Origin of the sequence: Limnohabitans sp. DM1 (assembly GCF_001269385.1) — a bacterium.
GTDB lineage: Bacteria > Pseudomonadota > Gammaproteobacteria > Burkholderiales > Burkholderiaceae_C > Limnohabitans_A.
On sequence record NZ_CXOO01000034.1, the window covers coordinates 40395 to 62554 of the forward strand.

At 61.2% G+C, this 22160-nt stretch carries 24 protein-coding genes and 1 tRNA gene; 15 read left to right on the plus strand and 10 right to left on the minus strand.

Translation table 11 applies throughout. The features are described 5' to 3' along the window. Window positions 1-4 precede the first annotated feature (4 nt). From AMM33_RS13840 to AMM33_RS13865, 7 genes are all read left to right on the plus strand, one after another. The gene (locus AMM33_RS13840; RefSeq protein WP_090141894.1) at window positions 5-1006 is read left to right on the plus strand and encodes an acyl-CoA dehydrogenase; all 1002 of its coding nucleotides are present in this window, start codon (window positions 5-7) and stop codon (window positions 1004-1006) included. A gap of 20 nt (window positions 1007-1026) precedes the next feature. Next, a complete protein-coding gene (locus tag AMM33_RS13845; RefSeq protein WP_090141895.1) occupies window positions 1027-1821 on the plus strand; it encodes a crotonase/enoyl-CoA hydratase family protein in 795 nt (264 codons plus the stop codon). Between the two features lie 73 nt (window positions 1822-1894). Next, window positions 1895-2065: a hypothetical protein gene (locus AMM33_RS22035; protein ID WP_194945461.1), complete on the plus strand. Its 171-nt coding sequence runs from the start codon at window positions 1895-1897 to the stop codon at window positions 2063-2065. A 130-nt stretch (window positions 2066-2195) separates the two neighbouring features. Beyond that, window positions 2196-2588: an MAPEG family protein gene (locus tag AMM33_RS13850; protein ID WP_090141896.1), complete on the plus strand. Its 393-nt coding sequence runs from the start codon at window positions 2196-2198 to the stop codon at window positions 2586-2588. A gap of 40 nt (window positions 2589-2628) precedes the next feature. Beyond that, window positions 2629-2720, plus strand: a tRNA-Leu gene (locus AMM33_RS13855). 23 nt (window positions 2721-2743) lie between these two features. Then, complete coding sequence (locus AMM33_RS13860; RefSeq protein WP_053169973.1) at window positions 2744-3376, plus strand: DUF6806 family protein; 633 nt, start codon at window positions 2744-2746, stop codon at window positions 3374-3376. Window positions 3377-3388: 12 nt separating this feature from the next. Further along, window positions 3389-4690, plus strand: coding sequence for an MFS transporter (locus AMM33_RS13865; RefSeq protein ID WP_090141897.1), 1302 nt, complete (start codon window positions 3389-3391; stop codon window positions 4688-4690). On the opposite strand, the gene murI is transcribed toward AMM33_RS13865, so the two are convergent. From murI to AMM33_RS13880, 3 genes are all read right to left on the minus strand, one after another. Further along, window positions 4691-5542, minus strand: coding sequence for a glutamate racemase (gene murI / locus AMM33_RS13870; RefSeq protein ID WP_090141898.1), 852 nt, complete (start codon window positions 5540-5542; stop codon window positions 4691-4693). A gap of 193 nt (window positions 5543-5735) precedes the next feature. Beyond that, window positions 5736-7289 (minus strand): fumarate hydratase, encoded by a 1554-nt coding sequence (locus AMM33_RS13875; RefSeq protein WP_090141899.1) that lies wholly within the window; start codon window positions 7287-7289, stop codon window positions 5736-5738. A gap of 46 nt (window positions 7290-7335) precedes the next feature. Beyond that, on the minus strand, window positions 7336-7935 hold the full coding sequence (locus AMM33_RS13880) for a TIGR00645 family protein (protein WP_090141954.1): 600 nt from the start codon (window positions 7933-7935) through the stop codon (window positions 7336-7338). 180 nt (window positions 7936-8115) lie between these two features. Between AMM33_RS13880 and acs the strand changes: the two genes are divergently transcribed. Beyond that, window positions 8116-10077 carry an acetate--CoA ligase gene (gene acs, locus AMM33_RS13885; protein ID WP_090141900.1) on the plus strand — a complete coding sequence of 654 codons (1962 nt, stop codon included), beginning with the start codon at window positions 8116-8118 and terminating at the stop codon, window positions 10075-10077. Window positions 10078-10289: 212 nt separating this feature from the next. On the opposite strand, the gene AMM33_RS13890 is transcribed toward acs, so the two are convergent. Then, window positions 10290-11273: a Bug family tripartite tricarboxylate transporter substrate binding protein gene (locus tag AMM33_RS13890; RefSeq protein ID WP_228768134.1), complete on the minus strand. Its 984-nt coding sequence runs from the start codon at window positions 11271-11273 to the stop codon at window positions 10290-10292. 127 nt (window positions 11274-11400) lie between these two features. Beyond that, window positions 11401-13215 carry a gamma-glutamyltransferase family protein gene (locus tag AMM33_RS13895; RefSeq protein WP_090141902.1) on the minus strand — a complete coding sequence of 605 codons (1815 nt, stop codon included), beginning with the start codon at window positions 13213-13215 and terminating at the stop codon, window positions 11401-11403. 459 nt (window positions 13216-13674) lie between these two features. Here AMM33_RS13895 and AMM33_RS13905 point away from each other — a divergent pair, with 459 nt between their 5' ends. Together AMM33_RS13905 and AMM33_RS13910 are read left to right on the plus strand one after the other, a co-directional pair. Continuing rightward, a complete protein-coding gene (locus AMM33_RS13905; protein WP_090141904.1) occupies window positions 13675-13953 on the plus strand; it encodes a type II toxin-antitoxin system RelE/ParE family toxin in 279 nt (92 codons plus the stop codon). Window positions 13954-13963: 10 nt separating this feature from the next. Continuing rightward, window positions 13964-14269 carry a HigA family addiction module antitoxin gene (locus AMM33_RS13910; protein ID WP_090141905.1) on the plus strand — a complete coding sequence of 102 codons (306 nt, stop codon included), beginning with the start codon at window positions 13964-13966 and terminating at the stop codon, window positions 14267-14269. A gap of 84 nt (window positions 14270-14353) precedes the next feature. Here AMM33_RS13910 and AMM33_RS13915 read toward each other — a convergent pair whose 3' ends face one another. Further along, window positions 14354-15112, minus strand: coding sequence for a 3-hydroxyacyl-CoA dehydrogenase (locus tag AMM33_RS13915; RefSeq protein WP_090141906.1), 759 nt, complete (start codon window positions 15110-15112; stop codon window positions 14354-14356). Between the two features lie 248 nt (window positions 15113-15360). On the opposite strand from AMM33_RS13915, the gene cfa reads away from it, so the two are divergent. The 5 genes from cfa to AMM33_RS13940 all read left to right on the plus strand — a co-directional run bounded on the left by cfa (window position 15361) and on the right by AMM33_RS13940 (window position 19877). Beyond that, window positions 15361-16536: a cyclopropane fatty acyl phospholipid synthase gene (cfa, locus tag AMM33_RS13920; protein ID WP_090141955.1), complete on the plus strand. Its 1176-nt coding sequence runs from the start codon at window positions 15361-15363 to the stop codon at window positions 16534-16536. Window positions 16537-16632: 96 nt separating this feature from the next. Further along, window positions 16633-17073: a DUF423 domain-containing protein gene (locus AMM33_RS13925; protein WP_090141907.1), complete on the plus strand. Its 441-nt coding sequence runs from the start codon at window positions 16633-16635 to the stop codon at window positions 17071-17073. 131 nt (window positions 17074-17204) lie between these two features. Next, window positions 17205-17771 (plus strand): alkyl hydroperoxide reductase subunit C, encoded by a 567-nt coding sequence (gene ahpC / locus AMM33_RS13930; RefSeq protein WP_090141908.1) that lies wholly within the window; start codon window positions 17205-17207, stop codon window positions 17769-17771. A gap of 165 nt (window positions 17772-17936) precedes the next feature. After that, window positions 17937-19541, plus strand: coding sequence for an alkyl hydroperoxide reductase subunit F (gene ahpF / locus AMM33_RS13935; RefSeq protein WP_090141909.1), 1605 nt, complete (start codon window positions 17937-17939; stop codon window positions 19539-19541). Window positions 19542-19577: 36 nt separating this feature from the next. Next, complete coding sequence (locus AMM33_RS13940; RefSeq protein ID WP_090141910.1) at window positions 19578-19877, plus strand: hypothetical protein; 300 nt, start codon at window positions 19578-19580, stop codon at window positions 19875-19877. Window positions 19878-19949: 72 nt separating this feature from the next. Here AMM33_RS13940 and hemP read toward each other — a convergent pair whose 3' ends face one another. The 4 genes from hemP to AMM33_RS13960 all read right to left on the minus strand — a co-directional run bounded on the left by hemP (window position 19950) and on the right by AMM33_RS13960 (window position 22134). Continuing rightward, the gene (hemP, locus tag AMM33_RS13945; protein WP_090141911.1) at window positions 19950-20183 is read right to left on the minus strand and encodes a hemin uptake protein HemP; all 234 of its coding nucleotides are present in this window, start codon (window positions 20181-20183) and stop codon (window positions 19950-19952) included. Beyond that, window positions 20180-20593, minus strand: coding sequence for an ExbD/TolR family protein (locus AMM33_RS13950; protein WP_090141912.1), 414 nt, complete (start codon window positions 20591-20593; stop codon window positions 20180-20182). The genes hemP and AMM33_RS13950 overlap by 4 nt, the downstream gene beginning before the upstream one ends. Window positions 20594-20622: 29 nt before the next feature. Beyond that, window positions 20623-21351 carry a MotA/TolQ/ExbB proton channel family protein gene (locus AMM33_RS13955; protein WP_090141913.1) on the minus strand — a complete coding sequence of 243 codons (729 nt, stop codon included), beginning with the start codon at window positions 21349-21351 and terminating at the stop codon, window positions 20623-20625. A gap of 63 nt (window positions 21352-21414) precedes the next feature. Continuing rightward, the gene (locus AMM33_RS13960; RefSeq protein WP_228768135.1) at window positions 21415-22134 is read right to left on the minus strand and encodes an energy transducer TonB; all 720 of its coding nucleotides are present in this window, start codon (window positions 22132-22134) and stop codon (window positions 21415-21417) included. Window positions 22135-22160: the final 26 nt, after the last annotated feature.

Below are 22160 nucleotides of genomic sequence, written 5' to 3' on the forward strand. Positions count from 1 at the left end.
CACCATGGACGATCTTTTTGCCGACGCCGTCAAGGCGCTGCTCACCGACCATTGCACGCCTGCGGTGGTGCGCGCCATCGAGGCGGGCCAGCCGCGCGCTGCTTTGTGGCAAGCGCTTGAAGACGCGGGCTTTGCCGATGCGCTGGTGCCCGAATCGGCCGGGGGCGCGGGCCTGGTTTTGGCCGATGTGTACACGGTGCTGGAGTTGTGCGGCAGCTTTGCCGTGCCCGTGCCCTTGGGGGAGACCTTGCTGGCGCGGGGTTTGATGGCCCATGCGGGCGTGGCTGTGCCTGTGGGCAGCGTGGTGTTCGGCATGGGCCATCTGGCCGGTGACGGCCTTTTGCACTGCGCACAGGTGCGTTGCGGCACACAAGCCGACTGGGTGCTGGTTTCGTCTGGTGGCGCTTGCCGTCTGTTGCCTGCAGCCGATGCTCAGGTGCAAGTGGTCGGGTTTTGCCTGGACGCGCAGATGAGCTGGCCCCAAGCGGCTTGGGACGCTGCACAGCCTGTCCCCGGAACGCACGATCTGGTGACGCTGCAAGCGGCGCTGTACGCCGCCCAGCTGGCGGGTGCCCTGATGGCCGTGTTCAGCCGCACGCTGCAGTACGCCAACGACCGCCAGCAGTTTGGCAAACCGATTGGCAAGTTCCAGGCGATCCAGCACCAGTTGAGCGTCATGTCCGAGCATGCGTTTGCCGCGCGCATGGCCGCCCAGCTGGGCTTGCGCAGCGAAGGCCAAGTGCCCGACCGCCTGCGCGTGGCCATGGCCAAGGCCCGCACCAGCGAGGCGGCGCTCGAAGTGGCGGGCCTGAGCCATTCCATCCACGGTGCCATCGGTTTCACGCGTGAGTTTGACTTGCAGCTCTACACCCGCAGGCTGCACGCCTGGCGGCAAGCGGCCGGGTCAGAGTCTTACTGGCACGATGTTTTGGGCCAGGCCTTGCTGGACAGCCCCGAGCCCATGAGCCTGGACCTGGTGCGCACGCTCACCGACACGGTGCTTTGATTTTTTCGACAGGAAACCCCATGAACGCTTTTCTCAACATCACCCGTGAGGGCAGCATCGCCATCCTCACCATGAGCCAGCCCGAGACCCGCAACGCCTTGACGGGCAACACGGCGGTCGAAGAGTTTGTGCAGGCTTGTGCCGACATCACCAAGGACACCAGCGTCCGTGCTGTCATCCTTACTGCCGAAGGCCCGGTCTTCAGCTCGGGCGGCAACGTCAAGGACATGCTGCGCTACCAGACGCAGCAACTCAATCCCGATGTGATCCGCGAGGAGTACCGCAACGGCATCCAGCGCCTGCCCAAGGCGCTGTACAACCTGGATGTGCCCGTAATCGCCGCCATCAACGGCCCGGCCATTGGCGCGGGGCTGGATTTGACCTGCATGTGTGACATCCGCATCGCGTCGGACAAGGCCACCTTTGCCGAGAGTTTTGTGAAAGTGGGCATCGTGCCGGGCGATGGCGGGGCCTGGTTGTTGCCGCGTGCGGTGGGCGCGTCCAAAGCGGCCGAGATGGCCTTCACGGGCGAGGCGCTCACGGCCGAGCAGGCACTGGCCTGTGGGCTGGTCTCGCGGGTGGTGGCACCCGATCAATTGATGCCCGAGGCGCTGGCGCTGGCGCGCAAGATCGCGGCCAACCCGGGCGCGGTGCTGCGCATGACCAAGCGTTTGCTGCGCGAGGGGGAGCGCAGCTCGCTTGAGTCCTTGCTGGAGTTGTCGGCGGGTTACCAAGCCATTGCCCACATGACCGACGACCACCACGAGGCGGTGAATGCCTTCATTGAAAAGCGACCGCCCAAGTTCTCGGTTTGACAGGGCGCATCATCCGGGTGTACCTTCAACTTGTGGCTTAATATCGCTTTTGCATTTTTATCTGGAGCCATCGATGGGCAACAAAATCGTCACCGAAGCAGATCGTAAATTCACCCCCCCACTGCCAGCCTTGCCTGGCGTGTCCCTGCGCACACCTGGCCGTGGCCAGCGTGTCAGTCTGGAGCGCGGTGTGGCGACTCGCAGCAAGAAAAACCCCGGCAAGCGCTCCAAAAAGGGCGGTTGATCCAGGCTGTTGCAGCTGCGCGCTGTGACAGATCGCAAGCCACTGACAAACATCAGTGGCTTTTTTTGCGTTTGCTGCCAAATGCCTGAGTGTTTGACGGCCCCAGCCAGTACCGATGTGAGGTGAAAAAATGTTGATTTCTTATGGTGCCATTTTGTTGGCGGGCTTGATGCCCGTCATTTGCGCGGGCATTGCCAAGTCGGGGGCCAAAGGCTATGACAACCACGATCCCCGGGCATGGCTGGCCCAGCAAATCGGCCATCGCGCACGGGCCAATGCCGCCCAGGCCAACAGCCTGGAGGCCTTTCCATTTTTTGCGGTGGGCGTTATTTTGGCCCTGCTCACGGGTGTGGACCCCTTTGTGGTCGACATGCTGGCCGCGGCATTCATCGCCGCCCGGGTAGCCTATGTGGCGTGCTATTTGAGCGATAAGGCGCTGTTGCGCTCGATTTTTTGGGCGGTGGGTTATTTCAGCGTCATCGCCTTTTATGTGCTGGCCATGCTGAATTTGCAGCCGGGCTGAGTCCGGAAAAGCGACTTTATCAAGGCACAATAGAGGCTTGGCCCCGGTGGTGAAACTGGTAGACACACCGGACTTAAAATCCGTTGCTTCCTGAAAAGGGGCGTGCCGGTTCGATTCCGGCTCGGGGCACCAGCAGTCAGTTATAAGGCACCGTCATGAACCACGACAACGCACCGTTCGAAATCCACGTGCATGGTGATGTGCCGATCAAGCCAGGCACCGACACCAAGTCCATTCAGGAAGCGCTCAAACCTCTTTGGCATTACACAGGTGCCCGCACTTTGAGCGAAGGCGCCCTGAGCTTGTATGAGGAAGAGCCAGGCATCCGCTTTGATGCCAACACCCAGCGGCTGCACATGTGCTGGACGGTGCGCGGGGACGAGGACTTCCGCATGGTGTTGGACGATTTGTGCATGAACCTCAATGATTTGTCCTCGGCGGGCACACAAATCGAAGTCACTTTTTATGACATCGAATTTGATGACGAAGATGAAGCCCGTGGCGCAGAGTCCCGCGATGATTTCGTGATGCTGTTTGTGGGCCCCGATCCGGGGGCCATCATGCAGGCCCAACGGGATTTGTTGATTCACGACGTGGTGAACTTGATGGAGCGTCACTTTGACGGCGCCGAATTGTCTGGCGTGGTGGCTGAAATCGACAAATTGTTCAGCCAGCGTTTTGACAACCTGGTGAGTTCGCTGGAACTGGGCAAACCGCCCAAAGGTTCGGGCGGTAACGGCAACTCAGGTCATGGCGGCGGTGGCCGTCGTCCTCGCCACTTGCATTGAACTGTTCCAGCCATGGCCTTGATGTTTTCGCGTGAAGCCCTGAACCCTGGTGTCCGTCTGCGTGAGGTGTTTGGCTGGGCCATGTATGACTTCGCCAATTCCGGTTACACCACGGTGGTCATCACGGCTGTGTTTGCGGCCTATTTTGTGGGTGGCGTGGCCGATGGGGCGGCTTGGGCCACACTGGCCTGGACTTCTGGCCTGAGTGTTTCCTATCTGATCGTGATGCTGAGCATGCCGGGCTTGGGCGCTTGGGCTGACCGTGTGGCAGGCAAAAAGCGCCTACTCATGTGGGTGACCTTGGGCTGCGTCATCAGCACCGCAGCGCTGGCCTGGGTGGGGCCTGGCCAAGTGGCACTGGGGCTTTTGATTTTGGTGGTGTCCAACACTTTTTTTTCTTATGGCGAGTCCTTGACCGCATCCTTTTTGCCCGAATTGGCCAAACCCGAGGCCATGGGCCGGGTCAGTGGCTGGGGGTGGTCGCTGGGTTATATCGGCGGCATGTTGACGCTGGGCGTGTGCCTGGCCTATGTGCTGGCTGCGCAAGCGCGTGGTGAGACAGGCAGCCAGTTTGTGCCGGTCACGATGTTGATCACTGCGCTGGTGTACGGTTTGGCATCCTGTGTCACGTTTGCTTTGATGCGTGAGCATTCACCGCCCCAACCCCATGCCCCTGTGGTGGGCATGCTGCAAAGCTTGCGCGGATTGCGGAAAACCTTCCGTGATGCCCGCCCTTACAAGGATTTCATTCGGCTCATGGCCTGTGCGGTGGCCTACCAGGGGGGGGTGGCGGTGGCCATTTCGCTGGCGGCCATTTATGCCGAACAGGTGATTGGCTTTCAGCCGCAAGAGACGATGGTGCTGATTTTTGTGCTCAACATCGCCGCTTTTGCGGGGGCCTTTGTGTTTGGCTATGCGCAGGACCGCATGGGCCACAAATTGGCTCTGGCCTTGACCTTGGTGGGCTGGATCTTGACTTGTGTGATTGCCGCCTTGTCGAGCACCAAAGAGGTGTTCTGGTGGGCTGCTGCGATTGCCGGGGTGTGCATGGGGTCGAGCCAGTCATCGGGCCGTGCCATGGCCGGGCTCATGGTGCCGCCTGCGCGCCTGGGGGAGTTTTTTGGTCTGTGGACCTTTGCCATTCGACTGGCAAGCATCCTGGGGCCTTTGAGTTATGGCCTCATCACCTGGCTCAGTGGCGGTAATCAGCGCCTGGCAATTGGCTCGACTTCCTTGCTCTTCGTCTTGGGCCTGGTTTTACTCATGCCTGTGAGCGTCGAGCGTGGCCGTCGCATGGCCATGGGGCAGGCCTGATCAGATTTGCCGTTCAGCCTTGTGACAGGTCGAATGGGGCAAATGGAGCCAGCGCTGTGCGGCCGCTTGCAGTGCACTGAGTTCACCATTGGTCAGCAACTGGGTGCGTGCGGATACCGACAGTGGCGCAGGGCCGCTGCGCAATTGGCCTGCGGCTTCTAGCAATCTTCGGGTTTGGCGGGCAACAGGCTCTCCGGTGGATACCAGCAGCACATCAGGCCCCAGCAAGTCGCGCAAGGGCTGGTGCGCAAACACATAGTGCGTGCAGCCCAGCACCAAGGTGTCCATGTCGCCGGGGGCCGTGCCAAAACGGCCCATCTGACGGGTGTAGTCCTGCAGCAATTGCCTGACTTTTTCATGCGCTTGTGCTGCAGATGGGGCATGTGTGCTCTGCTCAATGGCCAGGGCCAAACCCTGGCAGGGCTGAACAACAAACTCGGCCTGGTCCTGCAAGCTGCCCAGCAGCCGACGAAATTTTTCACTGGACAGCGTGCCCTGGGTGCCGATGACGCCAATGCGCTGGGTTTGGCTCAAGGCGATGGCGGGCTTGAGCGCGGGTTCGACCCCGATCAACGGCAAGTGGGGGTGCTGGGCACGCAACTCGTGAATGGCCGCTGCGGTGGCCGTGTTGCAGGCCACCACCAGGGCTTTGATGTGGTGCTGCTCGATCAGGTACCGGCCGATGGCCAAGCTGCGCTGGCGAACAAACACATCGCCTTTTTCACCATACGGTGCATGTCCGCTGTCAGCCCAATACACAAAGTGCTCGGCTGGCAGTTCCGATTGAAGGGCCTGCAACACGCTCAGGCCACCAATGCCGCTGTCAAAAACGCCGATGGGGGATTCGGTCATGAGGGCTGCTCAGATGTCATCGCGGTGTCCCGACGGAACGCCGCGTGGTGATCCAGAACTGGACTGACACGCTGTCCTCGCAGTGACGGGATAGGCGCTCGCCATGACGGGTCAGCCGCTCGCCATGAAGAGGCAGGCGCCCTCCATGACGGGTCAGGCGCTTGCCGTGAGGGGGTCAGGCGCATGGAAGGCGTCAGGCCGCTGTGACGCCGATGCCCTTGAACTCGCCCGTAGCGATGCGCTTTTGCCATTCGGCGGGTCCCGTGATGTGGGCGCTGGTGCCGCCCGCGTCCACCGCTACCGTCACGGGCATGTCCACCACGTCAAATTCATAGATGGCTTCCATGCCCATGTCGGCAAAACCCACCACCTGGGCGTGCTTGATGGCTTTGGACACCAGGTAAGCGGCACCGCCCACGGCCATCAGGTAAGCGCTCTTGTGCTTCTTGATGGCTTCGATGGCAACTGGGCCGCGCTCGGCCTTGCCGATCATGGCGATCAGGCCGGTGTTGGCCAGCATCATCTCGGTGAAGCCGTCCATGCGGGTGGCGGTGGTGGGACCGGCGGGGCCCACAGCCTCGTCGCCCACGGGGTCCACGGGACCGACGTAATAAATCACGCGGTTCTTGAAACTCACGGGCAGCGGCTCGCCCTTGGCCAGCATGTCCTGGATGCGTTTGTGCGCAGCGTCGCGGCCGGTGAGCATCTTGCCGTTGAGCAGCAGGGTCTGGCCGGGTTTCCATGCGGCGACTTGCTCGGGTGTCAGGGTGTTCAGGTCCACGCGCTGGCTCTTTTCGGTGTCGGCCGTCCAACCCACGTTGGGCCATAGATCGAGCGAAGGCGCTTCGAGGTAGCTGGGGCCGGAGCCGTCGAGCACAAAGTGCGCGTGGCGGGTGGCCGCGCAGTTGGGGATCATGGCCACGGGCTTGGAGGCTGCGTGCGTGGGGTACATCTTGATCTTGATGTCGAGCACGGTGGTGAGACCCCCCAGGCCTTGCGCACCAATGCCCAGGGCGTTGACCTTGTGGTACAGCTCCAGGCGCATGTCTTCGACTTGGTCGAGCTTGTCGCCCTTGCTCGATTTTTCGAGCAGCTGGTACATGTCCAGGTCGTCCATCAGGCTTTCCTTGGCCAGGAGCACGGCTTTTTCTGCCGTGCCGCCGATGCCGATGCCCAGCATGCCCGGTGGGCACCAGCCCGCGCCCATGGTGGGCACGGTTTTGAGCACCCAGTCGACGATGCTGTCGCCGGGGTTGAGCATGATCATCTTGGACTTGTTCTCGCTGCCGCCGCCTTTGGCCGCCACGGTCACATGCACATGGTGGCCGGGAACGATCTTGGTGAAGATCACGGCAGGTGTGTTGTCCTTGGTGTTCTTGCGGTTGAAGTGCGGGTCGGACACGACCGATGCACGCAGCATGTTGTCGGGGTGGTTGTAGCCACGGCGCACACCTTCGTTCACGGCGTCTTCCAAGCTGCCGGTGAAGCCGTCGAATTTCACGTCCATACCGACTTCGAGGAACACGTTGACGATGCCCGTGTCCTGACAAATCGGGCGGTGGCCAAAGGCACTCATTTTGCTGTTGGTCAGGATCTGCGCGATGGCGTCCTTGGCGGCCGGGCTTTGCTCACGGTCGTAGGCGCTGGCCAGGTGCGAGATGAAGTCGGCCGGGTGGTAGTAGCTGATGTACTGCAGGGCGGCGGCGACGGATTCGATCAGGTCGTCTTGTTTGATCAGTGTGGTCATGGTGGTGTGATCCCGTAAAAATCAAAAATCGGTCGTGGTCAGGCGCTCAGTGGGCCTTGTCGTGGTGCGACATCAGGCGGTCGGCATAAGCAATCGCGATCGCGCTGAGCAAGAAAGCCATGTGGATGAGGGTTTGCCACATCAGCACTTTTTCATCGTAGTTGGCGGCGTTGATGAAGGTTTTGAGCAGGTGAATCGAGCTGATGCCGATGATGGCCGTACCCAGCTTGACCTTGAGCACCGAGGCGTTGACGTGGCTCAGCCACTCGGGCTGGTCGGGGTGGCCTTCCAAGTTCAGGCGCGAGACAAAGGTTTCGTAGCCGCCCACGATGACCATGATCAGCAAGTTCGAGATCATGACCACGTCAATCAGGGCCAGCACGACCAACATGATCACCGTTTCATTCAGGGCCGTCAGGGGTGCATCTGCTTTGTAGCCAATGCTGCTGACCAGGGCTTGCAGTGCGGTTTGGCTGCCAAAGGCGGCTTCCAGCAAGTGCACCAGTTCGACCCAGAAATGGAAGACGTATACAGCTTGAGCGGCGATCAGTCCCAAATACAAAGGCAACTGCAGCCAACGGCTGGCAAAAATGAAGCTGCTCAGGGGGCTCAGGGAGGTTTTGGCTGGGGGTGTGGGTTTGGACATGTTTTTCCTGGTTTTTTTGAGGGCAAGGGCCTCTCGTGACATCATTTGGATTTTAGGCGGTCCAATCCGGTATCGATCGAACATCCGTGCAAGACTGCTGTCAGTCAGTGCTTTGTAAGAGCGAAAGCCGACATTTGCACCATTTTCAAAAAACGTCATGTCATTGAGGAGACAAATCTGATGAGTTCCATCGTTTACCAACCCAGCGCCGATTTCGTGAAAAACGCCCACGTTTCGGGCATGTCGGCCTACGAAGCGCTGTGCAAAGAAGCTGAAACCGACTACCAGGGCTACTGGGGACGTCTGGCCAAAGAGCTGATCACCTGGAAGACCCCCTTCACCAAGGTGCTGGACGAGTCCAACGCACCATTCTTCCAGTGGTTCGAAGACGGCACCCTGAACGCCTCTTACAACTGCCTGGACCGCAACGTTGAAAACGGCCTGGGCGACAAGACCGCCATCATTTTTGAAGCCGACGGCGGCGAAGTGACCAAGGTCACCTACAGCCAGCTGCTGGCCAAGACCTGCCAATACGCCAACGCCTTGAAGAGCCTGGGCATCAAAAAAGGTGACCGCGTGGTCATCTACATCTCCATGTCCATCGACGGCGTGGCCGCCATGCAGGCCTGCGCCCGAATCGGCGCAACCCACTCGGTGGTGTTTGGTGGTTTCTCGGCCCAGTCGCTGCGCGACCGCATCGAAGACACGGGCGCTGTCGCTGTCATCACCGCCGACAACCAGGTGCGCGGCGGCAAGTTGCTGCCCCTCAAGTCCATCGTGGACGAAGCCATCAACCTGGGCGGTTGCGGCTCCATCCAAAATGTCTTGGTCGTCAAGCGCTCGGGTGCCGACATTGCCATGACTGCAGGTCGCGACCTGTGGATGGCCGATCTGGCCGACCAGCAAGCCACCACCTGTGAGCCCGAGTGGGTCGGTGCCGAACACCCCTTGTTCTTGCTCTACACCTCGGGCTCCACGGGCAAACCCAAAGGCGTTCAGCACAGCACCGGCGGCTATTTGCTGCATGCCGCGCTGACCACCAAGTGGACCTTCGACCTGAAGGCCGACGATGTGTTCTGGTGCACGGCCGACATCGGCTGGGTCACGGGCCACACCTACATCACCTACGGCCCCTTGGCTTTGGGCGGCACCGAGATTGTGTTCGAGGGCGTGCCCACCTACCCCGACGCGGGCCGTTTCTGGAAGATGATCCAGGACCACAAAGTCTCGATCTTCTACACCGCGCCCACCGCCATCCGCTCGCTCATCAAGGCCGCCGAAGCCAACGACGCTGTGCACCCCAAGAGCTACAACCTCAGCAGCCTGCGCTTGTTGGGTTCGGTCGGCGAGCCGATCAACCCCGCCGCCTGGGAGTGGTACCACAAGCATGTGGGCGGCGGCAATTGCCCCATCGTCGACACCTTCTGGCAAACCGAAACCGGTGGCCACATGATCACGCCGCTGCCTGGTGCCACACCCATGGTGCCCGGTTCCTGCACACTGCCTTTCCCCGGCATCCAGGCCGCCATCGTGGACGAAACCGGCAAAGACATGCCCAACGGCCAAGGCGGCATCTTGGTGGTCAAGCGCCCATGGCCTTCCATGATCCGCAACATCTGGGGCGACCCCGAGCGCTTCAAGAAGAGCTACTACCCTGAAGACTTCAAGGGCAAGTACTACCTGGCCGGCGACGGCGCGATCCGCGACGAGAAAACCGGTTACTTCACCATCACCGGCCGCATCGACGACGTGCTCAACGTCTCCGGTCACCGCATGGGCACGATGGAAATCGAATCGGCCCTGGTCAGCTGCACCGAGCTGGTGGCCGAAGCCGCTGTGGTGGGCCGCCCTGACGACACCACGGGTGAGGCGATTTGCGCCTTCGTAGTGCTCAAGCGCTCGCTGCCCAACACGGAAGAAGGCAAGGCCATTGCCAAGCAGTTGCGCGACCACATTGCCAAGGAAATCGGCCCGATCGCCAAGCCCAAGGACATCCGCTTTGGCGAGAACCTGCCCAAGACCCGCTCGGGCAAGATCATGCGGCGCCTGCTGCGCTCGCTGGCCAAAGGCGAAGAGATCACGCAAGACATCTCGACCTTGGAAAACCCCGCCATCTTGGGGCAGCTGGGTCAGGCGTACTGATAGGCTGATGCAGCCAAAAAAAAACGGCAGCCTCGGCTGCCGTTTTTTGTAGATCGACGCTCGCAGTCCCTGACGTTTGCATCATGATCAATGGTGCTCATGGATGCATGGGGGGCATTGAAAAACGTCGGACTCTGCGAGTACCGACCTACGGTGAAGGCCTGTTGTAGGTCGGTCGTCTCGGACTCCGACGGGTGCCTGCAAACCCCGCTTCAGATCTTGATGCCCAGCCCCAGCTTTTCGATCAGCCGCTTTTCCTTCACATAGCTGGCCAAAATGAACTGGGTGTAGGCCTCGCTGTCCATGTAGATCACGGGCTGGTCGTATTTTTCGAAGGCAGCGATCACGCCCGGGTCGCTCAGGGTTTTCTTGAAGCCGTCTTGCAGCTTGCGCACCACCTTCGGGTCCATGCCCCGAGGGCCGGCGATGCCGAAAGGGGAGTCGGACACTGTGTCGTAGCCCAGTTCGTTGAGCGTGGGCACTTTGGGCCAGCGCTTGGTGCGCTTGCTGCCATAGGTGGCCAGCAGGCGCAGGGTGCCTGCTTCAACGTGGGGTGCCCAGCCTGTGGCGTCACTGTGCGCGTCGATGTGGCCACCCAACAGCGCTTGCAAGCCGTCCGAGCTGCCTTTGAAAGGCACATGCGTGAGCTGCACGCCCGCCTTGAGGGCGAACTCTTCCACCGCAAGGTGCGGCGTGGTGCCGTTGCCCGTCGAGCCGTAGTTGAATTTACCGGGATTGGCCTTGGCAAAACTGACCAGGTCCTTGATGGATTTGATCGGCGAGTCGGCCTTGACCACGATGCCAAAGGTGTAGCCCGTCAGGCAGGCGATATAGCTGAAGTCTTTGAGCGGGTCGAACAGCATTTTTTGCATGTGCGGCAGCCGCGCCACGCCAATCGTGATTTGCGACAGGGTGTAGCCGTCGGGCGCGGCCTTGACCAGTTCGTTGGGGCCGAGCATGCCGCTGGCACCGGGCTTGTTTTCAACCACCACCTGCTGACCCAGCACTTTGGTGGCGCCATCGGCCAGGGCGCGCATGACGATGTCGCTGGACCCGCCGGCAGGCCAGGGGCAAATCAGCTTGAGTGGGCGCGTCGGGAAGGCTTGCGCCTGGGCCAGGGTGGGAAGTGCCAGGGTAGCGGCGCTGGCGATGCCGGTTTGCACAAACTGGCGGCGTGTGGGGTCGTTGGTTTTCACAAGGCTCTCCTGATCGGGTATCTGATTCAGCGCTCAGTATGGCCCCTGGACAAGGTGGCTCGTATCGGGAGTTCCCTCATGCGGTCACGTGTGCGACCGACGCTGTTTCAGACACCCTCAGTTGGCCTCAGTCCCCACGCACCACGCCCTCGCGCCGGGGATCGGCCCCGCCAAACCAGCCGCTGGGCGTGCGCTCAATGGCCTGCAGGCCGCTGGTCATCTCCATTTCGCGCACCTCGTGGCCACGCGCCTTGAGGGCGTCTACGGTGCTGCGCTCAAAGCGCTGGGCTTCGAGCAAAGTGGGGCCGCCCAGCGAGCCGAAGTTGGGCAGATCAATCGCTTGCTGCGCGTTCAGGCCCCAGTGCAGCGTGCCCGTGAGCAGCTTGGCGGTGTAGTGGATGATGGCCGCGCCCCCGGGGCTGCCGCCGCTCATGAGCAGTTGGCCTGTGGCCTTGTCAAACACCAAGGTGGGCGACATGGACGAGCGCGGGCGTTTGCCAGGTTCGACCCGGTTGGCGATCGGGCGGCCCTGCGCGTCGGCAGGGGCCAGGCTGAAATCGGTCAACTCGTTGTTCAGCAAAAAGCCGCCGGGGCGAGTGGGGTCGGTGGTGACCATGCGGCGCGAGCCAAAGGCGGCTTCGATGGTGGTGGTCATGGCCACCGCGCGGCCTTGGGCATCGACCACGCTGATGTGGCTGGTGCCGTATTCGGTTTGTGTGGGCATGGGGGCGAAGCTGTTGCTTTGGTCACCGGGCTGGCCTGGGGGGGCCGCTTTCATGGCTTGGTTGCCGATCAGCTGGCTGCGATCGCGCAGGTAAGCGGGGGCCAGCAGGCTGCGCCAGTCACCAGCGGGTGCGCTCACAAAATCCGGGTCGGCCACGTACTGCGCACGGTCGGCAAAGGCCAGGCGCGAGGCTTCGGTGTAGCGGTGCAGCCAGTCGGGGGAGGGCTGGGCGCCTGCCAGCTCGGGGCCTTGCGCTGCGGTGTGGCCCAGCATGCCCAAAATCTGGCCGATGGCGATCTGGCCCGAAGACGGTGGCGGAAAGCCACAGAGGCGGTAAGCCCGCGATGCGGCCGTGTGGTCAAAACACAGGGCCTCGCGCATGCGGGGCTGGTAGTTGGCCAGGTCTTGCAGACTCAGGGTGCCGGGGCGAGGGGCTTGTGCGGTGCGCGCCACCATGGCTGCCGCCACCGGCCCTTCGTGCAGGGCGCGGCTGCCTTGGGCTGCGATGAGGCGCAGCACATGGGCGTACTCGGGGTTGCGCAGCACATGGCCCACAGGCCAGGCCTGCCCATCGGCTTGGTAGAAAAAGCGCAGCGCCAGCAGGTCTTTTTTGAGCAGTGCGTCGGCGTTCAGCAAGGCGTTTAAACGGGGGCTGACCCGAAAGCCTTGCTCGGCCAGCGTGATGGCGGGTGCCAACAACTGTGCCCAAGGCAGGCGGCCGTGCTGGCGGTGGGCCACCTCCAGCATGCGCACCACACCCGGCACACCCACCGAATGGCCGCTTTGCACGGCATCCGCAAAAGGCAGGGGCTTGCCTTGGTCTAGAAACATGTCGCCTCGTGCGCCAGCGGGGGCCGTTTCACGCCCGTCGTGTGCGGTAACTTTTTGGCCATCAAAGTGCAGCAAAAATGCACCGCCGCCAATGCCACTCGACTGCGGCTCCACCAGCCCCAAAACCATTTGCACGGCAATGGCCGCATCGAGCGCCGAGCCGCCTGCGCGCAGCACCTGGTGCCCCGCATCGGTGGCCAGCGGGTTGGCGGCGGCTACGGCCTGGCGCGTGTAGGCCCAGCCGGGTTTGGCCGTGTTGCCACTGGCCGCCTCGGGCTGGATGGCAAGATCTGGCACGTTGTAGCGCAGGGCCTGGGCGGGCGGCTGTGTGTTGCAGGCGCTCAATAACGCCAACATGATCAGGCTCAAAGGCCAGTGTGCTTTCATGTGATCTTTCTCCTCAGGAGATGCTAGCGGCAATACAGGTCAGCACCCATTGAATACGTGACAGGGAGGGTGTGAAGGTTTTGGGGTTGGTTTTGTGTGCTCCAGACCTTGAGCGCCAACACAGTCCGGATGTGTTGGATAGCCAAACTTTCCCCGCACTCAAGAGAAATTCATGGCGTCAGCGGTCGCGTGCTGGCCAGGTTGTCGAGGCCGCACGATGAGGGTGCTGAGGCTTTCTTCGCGCTCGATGGCGTTGGTCACTCATTGGAGACCCAGCTGGTGCCTGCGCTGGATGGTCTGTTTTTATTTTTTTAAAGCAGCCAATAATACACATCAGTTAATTCGAAAATATTCAATAAACCTGTCAAATGGTTTGGCTGTTTTGGGGAATTTCAGAGGCCGTGAAAGCCAGAAAATTTTCTTGAAAACCTCGTTTTGTAAACCCATGATTTACAGTTTATGATCCTCACTTTCCGGCACAACGGTCTTGAGCTTTATTTCAGGACGGGTCGCATGTCAGGCATACAGGCCATTCATGCCAAGCGTTTGCGTGAATTGCTCACCGCGCTGAACGTGGCGCAAGGCCCGGTGGATTTGGGGCGTCCCTCATGGCGCTTGCATGGCCTGAGCGGCGACCGGGACGGATTTCATGCCGTGACTGTGCAGGCCAATTGGCGCTTGACCTTCAGGTTTGTGGGGCAGGACGTTGAATTGCTGGATTATTTGGACTACCACTGAAAGGCGCGTCATGAAGATGCACAACCCGGCCCACCCCGGTGAAATGCTGGCGGGGTGGTTGGAGGATTTGAAGACCAGTGTGACGGCTTTTGCGGGCCATTTGGGCATCAGCCGCGTGATGCTGTCGCGTGTTCTGAATGGCCATGCGGCCGTGTCGGCCGACATGGACTTGAGGCTTTCAGAGGCCTTGGGCACGAACCCGGGTTATTGGTTGGCTTTGCAGGCCCAAAGCGATTTGTGGAAAGCCACCGAGCGGGCCAAAGAGCGCTCACCCATTGGGCGAATGCCTTTGCCAGACGGTTTTTGGGGGGGATGATCTGTCGATCGATGGCTGTCCATTTCCAAACAACAACAGGCCCCTCGGGGCCTGTTGTTGTTTGAGCAAAGAGAAGCCTTCAGCTCACTTCGGAGCCAAGCGGATTGCCCCGTCCAGCCGGATCACTTCGCCGTTGAGCATGTCGTTTTCGATGATGTGCTTGGCCAGTTTGGCGTAGTCCTGCGGGGTGCCCAAGCGGCTGGGGAAGGGCACGCCTGCTGCCAGCGCGTCTTGCACTTCTTGCGGCATGCCAAACAGCATGGGGGTGCCGAAGATGCCGGGGGCAATCGTCATATTGCGGATGCCGTTGCGCGCCAGGTCGCGGGCAATGGGCAGTGTCATGCCGACCACGCCGCCTTTGGAAGCGGCGTATGCGGCCTGGCCAATTTGCCCGTCGTAGGCGGCCACGCTGGCCGTGCTGATCAGCACACCGCGCTCGCCTGTGGCCTCGGGCTCGTTTTTGCACATGGCCTCAGACGCCAAGCGGATCATGTTGAAGGTGCCGACCAAGTTGACCATGATGGTCTTGGTGTAGACGGCCAGGCTGTGCGCGCCGTTTTTGCCCACGGTTTTTTCGGCAGGGGCGATGCCTGCGCAGTTCACCAAGCCCATGAGTTTGCCCATGGACACGGCCTGGGCCACCACGGCTTGGCCATCGGTCTCGTTGCTCACGTCGCACTTGACGAAAGCGCCGCCCAGTTCTTTGGCGATGGCCTCCCCTTTTTCAGCCTGCATGTCGGCGATCACGACTTTGCCGCCGTTCGCTGCCAGCATGCGCGCTGTGCCTTCGCCCAGACCCGATGCGCCGCCGGTGACGATGAAAACTTTGCCTTGAATGTCCATGTTTTGCTCCTGAATGTGATTGACGTTACGTCAACGTCAATTATGCCCTTTGGCCATGGGCGGCCAAAGCACAACACGACCTCAAAAGTGGGCGCAGTGGTGAGGTCAAGCCTCTGATGGCCCCCGTGCCTACCGCAAACACAGTACGCGGGTACCGGTTTGTTTGGATGTGCAGAGCGCCTTGGGTTTTCTAGCATGGTCAAGGTCACGGGTGCATCGCCCGGTTGGCACCAGGACAGGAGAACCGCATGGCTTCAGAGCTCTCATGGGACACGAAGGAAACGGCTTTGGTGCGCACCGACGACAACTGGCGTCGGGCTTGCGCCTTGTTGGCCACGGCCGATATTCGGGTTGGGGGCGGCAGGCCTTGGGACATGCGGGTGCACCACCCGGCCACGTTCGACCGCATCCTGACACGGGGCAGTCTGGGTTTGGGTGAGAGCTACATGGACGGCTGGTGGGATTGCGACAAGGTGGACGAGTTGATCACCCGCATCTTGCGGGCGCGGCTGGACGAGCAGGTCGGACGGGCCGGTTGGCTGTGGGCATCACTGAAGGCGCGGCTGACCAATTTGCAGTCGCCGCACCGGGCCTGGCAGGTGGGTGAGGTGCATTACGACTTGGGCAACGATTTGTACGAAGCCATGCTGGACCCGTCCATGGCCTACAGCTGTGGCTACTGGCCCGCTGCCCAAACCCTGGCTCAGGCGCAAGAGGCCAAGCTGGACCTGATTTGCCAAAAGCTGCAACTCCAACCTGGCATGACGCTGCTGGACATCGGTTGCGGCTGGGGCAGTTTGATGCTGTTTGCGGCCCGGCATTACCGGGTGCAGTGCGTGGGGCTCACGGTGTCCAAAGCGCAAGCCCAGCTGGGCGCAGACAAGGCGCGGGATTTGCCTGTGCGTTTTGAGCTGGCCGATTACCGGCAGTTCAACCCGCTGGGTGAGCAGCGCTTTGACCGCATCGCCTCGGTGGGCATGTTCGAGCATGTGGGCCACAAAAACTACCGCGCTTACTTCGACATGGCCCGGCGTTGCTTGCGGGACGATGGCCTTTTTTTGCTGCACACCATCGGCAAAAACAGGGCAGGGGCGGGGATCGACCCATGGATTGAAAAATACATTTTCCCCAACGGGGCGCTGCCATCGGCCTCGGAGATCGCGTTTTACAGCGAGGAACACTTCGTCATGGAAGACTGGCACAACTTTGGCGAGGACTACGACAAAACCCTGATGGCCTGGCACGAGCGCTTTGAGGCGGCTTGGCCCGCGCTGAAAGACCGCTATAGCGAGCGCTTTTACCGCATGTGGCGCTATTACCTGCTGTGTTGCGCGGGCACTTTCAGGGCGCGTGACAACCAGCTGTGGCAGGTGGTGCTGTCGCCCAGCGGGCAAGCGGGGGGCTACCGCAGGCCGCTGCTGTGAGGGGCTGGCGGCGCAGGGCCAGACGCAAATCAAATCAGTTGCACAAAGTCGTGCTCCAATGCGCGGGTTCCATTGATCGCTTTGCGCCCAGCCCCCATGTCCAGCCCTTCGTCTGCTCCATCGTCCTTTTCCGTGCCCGAAGCCTGGCCCTTGTCGGTCCGGTGGTTTTTGGCCTTGGGGGCGATCAGCGCCTGCACCAGCGTGGTGTTCAGCGCCGCCTTTGCGCATTTGCCGGTGTTTGCCGGGGGCGTGCCCACGGCGGTGCAAACCGCTTTGAGCCAGCAGCAATTCCATTCGCTGGGTTTGTTGTTCACGGGGCTGGCGCTGCGGGTCTGCGGGGCGTCTCGCTGGCTGCAGGCGGCAGGCTGGCTCATGCTGGTCGGTTTGCTCTTGTTCAGTTTCAACCTTTATGCCCGGCATGTGTGGGCTTGGGACGCTCTGCGCGCCCTGGTGCCATGGGGTGGCGCAGCCTGGATATTCGCTTGGCTGGCTTTGGCCGTGGGTTTGGTCAAGGGGTTTGGCAGATCAAATCGTTAGGGCTGAGTTGAAAGCTTTTTCCTATGAGGCTGATAGAAACTACTCATGAGTAGAAACCCTAGGCTGCATTATGATTGCAACCAATGAGTTATCTCATTCGATAGTTTTTTTAAACCACCAAAGGAAACACCATGTCATCTTTGATCAATACCCAAGTCCAGCCCTTCAAGACCCAAGCCTTCCACAACGGCAAGTTCGTCCAAGTGTCCAACGAAACCCTCAAGGGCGAGTGGTCCGTGCTGATTTTCATGCCTGCCGCTTTCACCTTCAACTGCCCCACCGAAATCGAAGACGCGGCCGACAACTACGCTGAGTTCCAGAAAGCCGGTGCCGAGGTCTACATCGTGACCACCGACACCCACTTCTCGCACAAGGTGTGGCACGAGACTTCGCCTGCCGTGGGCAAGGCCAAGTTCCCCTTGGTTGGCGACCCTACACACCAGCTGACACGCGCTTTTGGCGTGCACATTGAAGAAGAAGGCCTGGCATTGCGCGGCACCTTCATCATCAACCCCGAAGGCATGATCAAGACCGCCGAAGTGCACTCCAACGAGATCGCTCGCGACGTGTCCGAGACCCTGCGCAAGCTCAAAGCTGCTCAATACACCGCCGCCAACCCCGGCCAAGTGTGCCCCGCCAAGTGGAAAGAGGGCGCCAAGACTTTGGCTCCTTCCATCGACCTGGTCGGCAAGATCTAATTCTTGACCTCTGCGCCCTGTATCGCAGGGCGTTGAGCACAGCACAACAGGGCCACAAGCCCGGTGTGTGCTGTCCTCAACGATTTCCCCCAACCCCACCCTCTGTCCGAGGCCCCGCCACAAGCGTGGGCCTGGGATGATTGCAGCCTGAAACCGGAGAACACCATGCTCGACGACACCCTCAAAGCCCAATTGCAGCAATACTTGGCCCTGTTGCGCCATCCGATTCGCCTGATCGCCACGCTCGACGACAGCGAGACTGGCCTGGAGATGAAGCAACTGCTGGAAACCATCGTGGGGCTGTCCGACAAAGTCACGCTGGACACTTCCGGCAGCGACGCTCGCAAGCCTTCTTTTGTGGTGGCGCGTGAAGGTCAAAGTACCGGTGTGCGCTTTGCTGGTTTGCCGCTGGGCCACGAATTCACCTCGCTGGTGTTGGCCTTGCTCTGGACCGGTGGACACCCCCCGAAGGTCGAGCAAGACGTGATCGACAGCATCAAGGTACTGGAAGGCGACTTCAATTTCGAGGTCTACATGTCACTGAGCTGCCACAACTGCCCTGACGTGGTGCAGGCGCTGTCGATCATGGCCATCGTGAACCCCAAGGTCAAGACCGTTGTCATCGAAGGCGGTGCCTTCCAGGGCGAAGTCGAGGCGCGCCAGATCATGGCCGTGCCCATGGTGTTCTTGAACGGTCAGGTGTTCGGCTCGGGCCGCATGTCGGTCGAAGAAATCGTGGCCAAGCTCGATACGAATGCCGGTGAACGCGACGCGGCCAAGCTCAGCGCCAAAGACCCGTTTGACATGCTGGTGGTGGGCGGTGGCCCGGCTGGTGCGGCCGCTGCCGTGTACGCCGCTCGCAAAGGCATACGCGTGGGTGTGGCTGCCGAGCGTTTTGGCGGTCAGACCAACGACACCATGGCGATTGAAAACTACATCTCGGTGCTGGAAACTGACGGCCCCAAGTTTGCAGCGGCTCTGGAAGCGCAGGTGCGCCACTACGAAGTGGACATCATGAACCTGCAACGTGCCGACAAAATCATCCCCGCCAGCCAGCCCGGCGGCCTGATCGAGGTGCAGATGGCCAACGGCGCCAGCCTCAAAGCCCGTTCGGTCATCTTGTCCACCGGTGCCCGCTGGCGCAATGTCAACGTGCCCGGCGAGCAAGAGTACAAAAACAAGGGCGTGGCCTACTGCCCGCACTGCGACGGCCCCTTGTTCAAGGGCAAGCGCACGGCGGTGATTGGCGGCGGCAACTCCGGCATCGAAGCGGCGATTGACCTTGCGGGCATCGTGGCCCATGTCACGGTGTTCGAATTTGCCGACCAGCTCAAGGCCGACGCGGTGCTGGTGAGCAAGCTCAAGAGCCTGCCCAACGTCACGGTGCACACTCACGCGCAGACCACCGAGATCACTGGCGCTGACGGCAAGGTCAACGGCATCCGCTACAAAGACCGCACCACGGGCGATGACCACTGGGTGGAGCTCGAAGGCGTTTTCGTGCAAATCGGCCTGGTGCCCAACACCGAGTTCCTCAAAGGCACTCTGGAGCTGAGCAAATTTGGCGAGATCGTGGTGGACGCCAAAGGCCACACCAATGTGCCCGGCGTGTTTGCAGCGGGTGACTGCACCACCGTGCCTTACAAGCAGATCGTGATCGCCGCAGGCGAGGGCGCCAAAGCCGCCTTGAGCGCTTTTGACCACCTGATCCGCATGCCTGCTTTGCCGGTGAGTGACGCCACAACACCCGCACACGCCGAAGCCGTTTAAGCTGGCGGTTTTTTTACCCCCACCAGGAGCCCTGTGATGACGTGTTTTGTGATCGACCCCACCGCCAAAACCATCACCTCCTTCCCTTGGGATGGCGGGCTGGAGGCGATCCGTCAGCTGATCGGTTTTGAAACCATCGACAGCGACGAGATCGATGCGAATGGTGACCGTTTGTTTTTCGACGAAAAATGCTTCATCCGCCAGACGCCGGGCGTGGGCCGTTTCCAGCTCGACAGCCTGGCCCCGGTGGCGGGGGGCGGTGTGGTGGTGGGGGCTGGGGCAGCTTCCCCGCAAGTGACGCTGCAAGCCTTGCAGGGGCGGGTCAAGTTTTTGTGAACGGCCACGGCTGCCAGCGGGGATTTCCCGTTGGGTCTTGAGAACTTCACGCCCGGCATGCTTGCAGGGTTTTTATTTGGTCAGGATCAATTTGCCTTGCCGCGTGGTTTGCAGGCGATAGATTTCGCCCAAATGGCGAATAAGCACCAGGGCCTGCTCGCCCAAGAGGTCATGGCTGTCCAGGGTGCGCGGACGGGTTGACCGGCTTGCGCTGCGGGGGGAAGCCGCCAGCGACTCAGGCGTTTCTGGCGCAATGGTTGCGCTTGTGGTGTCTGTTGGCCCAGTCACAGGCGATTTGATGCTCATGGTTTCTGGCCCTCGGTCACAAAACCTATTTTTGCCAGCCCCGCACGCTGCGCAGCGCTCATGGCCTGGGCCACATGTTCATAAGCCACTTTTTTGTCGCCCCGGATGTAGAGCTGGGGTTGCGGGTCTTTGGCTGCGTGTTCGCGCAGTGAATCCTCCAGCGCGTCAGTCGCTACAGGCTGTTGGCCTAAAAAGAACTGGCCCTGACTGTCCACGGCCAGTTGCAAGTTCTCGGGCGGTGTTTTGTCTTGGCTGCTGGGGGTGCGGGGCAGTTCCACTTTCACGGCGTGTTGCACCACCGGGATGGTGATGATGAAGATGATGAGCAGCACCAGCATGACATCCACCAGGGGCGTCATGTTGATTTCGTTCATCACGTCATCGTTGTTGTCGTTGATTTCAAAGGACATGCGGGTTTCCTTGTCGGCGAGTCAGGTGCTCAGTGGCCAACATGCGCTGCAGCTAGGTGGGATGGGAGATTGGCCTGCGCCGACGGGCTCACGCGGGCACCGGTCACGTAATAGGCGTGCAAATCGTGCGCAAAACGGTTCATGCGGGCGATGACGAATTTGTTGCCATGCACCAGGGCGTTGTAGCCCAGCACCGCCGGAATGGCCACGGCCAGGCCCAGCGCGGTCATGATCAGGGTTTCGCCAATCGGGCCGGCCACCGCGTCGATGCTGGCGTTGCCGGTGGCGCCGATGGCCACCAGCGCGTGGTAGATGCCCCAGACGGTGCCAAACAAACCCACGAACGGGGCGGTGGAGCCCATCGACGCCAGGATGGCCAGGCCGTTTTGCAGGCGGCTGGTGTGGTCGTCAATGCAGTTGCGCAGGCTGCGCGTGACCCAGTCACTCACGTCCAGACGGTCATGCAACTGTTTTTGCGCCGCCTGGTGGTGTTCTGTGGCCTCTTGCCCCACTTGGGCCAGCGTGTGGAACATGTTGTCCGGGCGGTGGCTGAGCACGGCCAAGCCTTCGGCCAGACTGGTGGTGTGCCAGAACTGTTCGCTGCTCAAGGCACTTTGTTTGTGTTTCCACACGTCCAGCGCCTTGAGCACGATGACGACCCAGCTGGTGACCGACATGCCGATCAGGGCGATGAGGATCAGGCGGGTGACGGCGTCCCCTTGGGTCCAGATGTGGGCGAGGCCAAATGATTCGGGCATGAAAAAACTCCTGTGAATGGGATCGGGCAAAAAATGGTTGGCAGTCGGGCCGGTGGGGGCGAATCAGTCCAGCACAAAGCGGATGGGCACGTTGAACCACATGGCCTCGGGCGCGCCGTTGCGTTGGCCGGGCACAAAGCGCCAGCGCTGCACGGTGGAAAGGGCTGTCTCGTCCAGGCGCAAGTAACCGCTGGATGTTCGGATTTCGGCCTTTTCGGCGCGGCCCTCGGGCGTGATCAAGACGCGAATGATGACGGTGCCGTGCTCGCCCAGGCGTTTGCTCTGGCGCGGGTAGGGTGGGGCCGGGTTGTTCAGGTAGTCGGCGCTGGTGGACGGCAGCACCAAGGCCGCCGCTGTGGCGTTGTTGGTCGGGCGCTGGTTGCCTGCTGCCATCGGTGTGGCAGCGGTAGGGGGCGTGACCGTAGCCGTTGCAGCTGAAGGCGCAGCGCTTGGCACGATGGGCGCGGCATCGCTGGGGGCCGCAGGTGACAGCACAGGCGCGGGTTGCACTGGAGGGCTGATGGGCTTGGCCTGAGGCTGCCGCTCGGGTTCTGGTTTGGTTTTGGCTTGGATTTGGGGTTTCGCCGGTTCAGGCTTGGGTGCGGCGGGGGCGGGGGCATCCATGACCACGCTGGCCATGATCACCTTGTCGGGTGCGCCTGCGGGGGCCACGCGGGTCCATAAACCGCTGCCCAGCAAGCAAGCCACGCCAACGTGGCCCAGCATCACCGCACCAGTCACGCGCCAGGTACGGCTTGGATGCGTGCGGTGGGGCTGATGCATCGGTTCTTCTAAATGGGCTGCTTGCA

What these genes read in the sequence shown, in the direction of transcription:
- AMM33_RS13895 (WP_090141902.1), bottom strand. Translation starts at nt 13,215, where the DNA reads ATGAAAGCACACTGGCCTTTGAGCCTGATCATGTTGGCGTTATTGAGC.
- AMM33_RS13845 (WP_090141895.1), top strand. Translation starts at nt 1,027, where the DNA reads ATGAACGCTTTTCTCAACATCACCCGTGAGGGCAGCATCGCCATCCTC.
- AMM33_RS13865 (WP_090141897.1), top strand. Translation starts at nt 3,389, where the DNA reads ATGGCCTTGATGTTTTCGCGTGAAGCCCTGAACCCTGGTGTCCGTCTG.
- AMM33_RS13960 (WP_228768135.1), bottom strand. Translation starts at nt 22,134, where the DNA reads ATGCATCAGCCCCACCGCACGCATCCAAGCCGTACCTGGCGCGTGACT.
- AMM33_RS13840 (WP_090141894.1), top strand. Translation starts at nt 5, where the DNA reads ATGGACGATCTTTTTGCCGACGCCGTCAAGGCGCTGCTCACCGACCAT.
- AMM33_RS13915 (WP_090141906.1), bottom strand. Translation starts at nt 15,112, where the DNA reads ATGGACATTCAAGGCAAAGTTTTCATCGTCACCGGCGGCGCATCGGGT.
- hemP (WP_090141911.1), bottom strand. Translation starts at nt 20,183, where the DNA reads ATGAGCATCAAATCGCCTGTGACTGGGCCAACAGACACCACAAGCGCA.
- AMM33_RS13940 (WP_090141910.1), top strand. Translation starts at nt 19,578, where the DNA reads ATGACGTGTTTTGTGATCGACCCCACCGCCAAAACCATCACCTCCTTC.
- AMM33_RS13955 (WP_090141913.1), bottom strand. Translation starts at nt 21,351, where the DNA reads ATGCCCGAATCATTTGGCCTCGCCCACATCTGGACCCAAGGGGACGCC.
- AMM33_RS13910 (WP_090141905.1), top strand. Translation starts at nt 13,964, where the DNA reads ATGAAGATGCACAACCCGGCCCACCCCGGTGAAATGCTGGCGGGGTGG.
- AMM33_RS13850 (WP_090141896.1), top strand. Translation starts at nt 2,196, where the DNA reads ATGTTGATTTCTTATGGTGCCATTTTGTTGGCGGGCTTGATGCCCGTC.
- cfa (WP_090141955.1), top strand. Translation starts at nt 15,361, where the DNA reads ATGGCTTCAGAGCTCTCATGGGACACGAAGGAAACGGCTTTGGTGCGC.
- AMM33_RS13860 (WP_053169973.1), top strand. Translation starts at nt 2,744, where the DNA reads ATGAACCACGACAACGCACCGTTCGAAATCCACGTGCATGGTGATGTG.
- ahpF (WP_090141909.1), top strand. Translation starts at nt 17,937, where the DNA reads ATGCTCGACGACACCCTCAAAGCCCAATTGCAGCAATACTTGGCCCTG.
- AMM33_RS13950 (WP_090141912.1), bottom strand. Translation starts at nt 20,593, where the DNA reads ATGTCCTTTGAAATCAACGACAACAACGATGACGTGATGAACGAAATC.
- acs (WP_090141900.1), top strand. Translation starts at nt 8,116, where the DNA reads ATGAGTTCCATCGTTTACCAACCCAGCGCCGATTTCGTGAAAAACGCC.
- ahpC (WP_090141908.1), top strand. Translation starts at nt 17,205, where the DNA reads ATGTCATCTTTGATCAATACCCAAGTCCAGCCCTTCAAGACCCAAGCC.
- murI (WP_090141898.1), bottom strand. Translation starts at nt 5,542, where the DNA reads ATGACCGAATCCCCCATCGGCGTTTTTGACAGCGGCATTGGTGGCCTG.
- AMM33_RS13925 (WP_090141907.1), top strand. Translation starts at nt 16,633, where the DNA reads ATGTCCAGCCCTTCGTCTGCTCCATCGTCCTTTTCCGTGCCCGAAGCC.
- AMM33_RS13875 (WP_090141899.1), bottom strand. Translation starts at nt 7,289, where the DNA reads ATGACCACACTGATCAAACAAGACGACCTGATCGAATCCGTCGCCGCC.
- AMM33_RS22035 (WP_194945461.1), top strand. Translation starts at nt 1,895, where the DNA reads ATGGGCAACAAAATCGTCACCGAAGCAGATCGTAAATTCACCCCCCCA.
- AMM33_RS13880 (WP_090141954.1), bottom strand. Translation starts at nt 7,935, where the DNA reads ATGTCCAAACCCACACCCCCAGCCAAAACCTCCCTGAGCCCCCTGAGC.
- AMM33_RS13905 (WP_090141904.1), top strand. Translation starts at nt 13,675, where the DNA reads ATGATCCTCACTTTCCGGCACAACGGTCTTGAGCTTTATTTCAGGACG.